The sequence below is a fragment of the Exiguobacterium sp. s127 genome (assembly GCF_018618695.1).
Taxonomy (GTDB): Bacteria; Bacillota; Bacilli; order Exiguobacteriales; family Exiguobacteriaceae; genus Exiguobacterium_A; species Exiguobacterium_A oxidotolerans.
In genome coordinates this window covers 1-708 of sequence record NZ_JACSMO010000027.1, presented here as the reverse complement: position 1 = coordinate 708, position 708 = coordinate 1, and the positions used below count along the sequence as shown (strand labels likewise).

The following is a 708-nucleotide window of genomic DNA, read 5'->3' as shown; positions in this document are numbered from 1 at the left end:
TATCTATTCAATTCATACGGGAGGACTATTTATGAACAGACGTACCTTTAATCCAGATCAAATCAGACAACTTGAAGCGAATCCCCACGTAGCCTCGGTATCGGATCGCACCATCCAATACAAGGGAGAATTCAAGATTTACGCTGTACATGAGAATTTAGCTGGGAAACGACCAATACAAATCTTTGAGGAGAGCGGCTTCGACTTGGTCATGATCGGTAAGCAAACGACGAACGAAGCGTTGAAGCGATGGCGGAAGACATATCGTATTTATGGGGAAGAAGGACTCCTGAATGAGAGACGTGGAAAATCAAATCTTGGTGGTCGACCGAAAAAAGACGATTCCATCGAACGACTTCTTGCGAAAGCTGAAGCACGGATCAAGTACCTCACGGCGGAGAACGAATTACTAAAAAAGCTAGAAGCTCTCGAAAGAGAGGCGAAGCACCGAAGCTAACAGCGTCTGAGCGCTATCAGGCAATTAATATTGTTGTAAGAAAATTATCGACGAGTCGGTTCGTCACAGATCTCTGCACGCTCGCTGAGGTGAGTCGCAGTGGTTATTACGCCTGGCTTGCGCGTACGGACAGTGACTCCCTTCGGGAAGAACGCGACTATGCGGACTACCTTCTTCTAAAACGTGTTCACGACCGTCACGACAAGAAGATTGGCTATCGTGGTCTTTACATGGAAATGCTTGATCTTATG

At 46.5% G+C, this 708-nt stretch carries 1 protein-coding gene; it reads left to right on the top strand.

Translation table 11 applies throughout. The features are described from left to right. Positions 1 to 31 precede the first annotated feature (31 nt). A complete protein-coding gene (locus KNP98_RS15895) occupies positions 32 to 457 on the top strand; it encodes an HTH domain-containing protein (protein WP_088838373.1) in 426 nt (141 codons plus the stop codon). Positions 458 to 708 lie beyond the last annotated feature (251 nt).